At 72.9% G+C, this 1084-nt stretch carries 1 protein-coding gene and 1 pseudogene; both read right to left on the minus strand.

Features of this window, described 5'->3' with window-relative positions; all coding sequences use genetic code 11:
* Positions 1 to 751: M23 family metallopeptidase (locus Asi02nite_RS41255; RefSeq protein ID WP_373312460.1), on the minus strand; the 751-nt coding region annotated here is incomplete at its 3' end.
* 26 nt (positions 752 to 777) lie between these two features.
* Positions 778 to 1084, minus strand: a pseudogene (locus tag Asi02nite_RS41260) (peptidoglycan DD-metalloendopeptidase family protein); the annotation flags it as partial.

Genomic DNA, 1084 nt, shown 5'->3' on the forward strand with positions numbered 1-1084 from the left:
CGAGCCCGGGCGCCCCCGCCCCGCTCTGCCACCAGTGCCGCAGCGTGTTGTCGGTGCCCCGCGCGAAGACGTGCTGCTGCCCGTTGTGGACATAACCGACCGCCGCGCCGGCCAGCGTCCCACCACCCCAGTCCGGCCGGACGAGCCCCGTTGACGACGACCAGGACAGGTTGCTCAGCGTCCCACCGGTGTTGACGGCGGCCACGTGCTGCTGGTCGCCGAAGAGATATCCCCGGCCACCCACGGTCGACGCCACGGCACCGCAGTTGTCACTGGTCAGGAAACGCTGGTTGTACACGCCGGGATAGGGCGCCAGCGACACCCCGTTGATCGCGATGACCTGCCCGACCCCGTTGAACAACTGCTCGTAGTGGATGTGCGGCCCGCTCGAGTTGCCCGTGCTGCCGGTCAGCCCGATCTGCTGCCCCTGCGCCACCGGCGCCCCGTCGGCCACCGAATACGCCGACAGGTGGAAGTAGTAGGTCTTCCATCCGCCGCCGTGCTCGACCGCGATGTAGTTGCCCGCGCCGCCCGGCTGCGAGTACCGGAACGCCGTGCCCGCCGCGGAGGCGAGCACCGGCGTCCCGTTGGTCACGCCGCCGTCGGCCCGTACGAAGTCCAGCGCCTGGCGCACCTCGGCGCTGTGGTGGCTGAACGTCCACCGCTGCCCGCACGGGAACGGCGCCTTGAACAGCGGCGCCGCCTGGGCCGGCGACGACACGACCAGCACCGCGCCGGCGGCGAGCAGCAGCGCCGCCAGCGTCGCCCGCAGCGACCTCACGGCGCCAGGCTCCCGCCCCAGTTGTCGGCGCCGCGCGAGCCGTCGGCGTCGTTGACGAACCGGTGGGCGAGCGTGCCGTTGGTGGTCCGGTAGTAGACGTGGTGCTGGCCGGGCGTCGACAGGCCGGCCGGGTCCCCGGCGACGACCCCGAGCGCTCCCCAGTCGTCGAAGCCGGGCGCGGCGATGCCGGGCCACCAGTACCAGTGGGACAGGTCGCCGGTGGCCCGCCGGCCGAAGATGTGCTGTTGCGTGCCGTGGGTGAAGGCGTGCGGGTTGCCGACGAAGGCGCCACCGGCCCACTGG

Source organism: Asanoa siamensis, from assembly GCF_016862555.1.
Taxonomy (GTDB): Bacteria; Actinomycetota; Actinomycetes; order Mycobacteriales; family Micromonosporaceae; genus Asanoa; species Asanoa siamensis.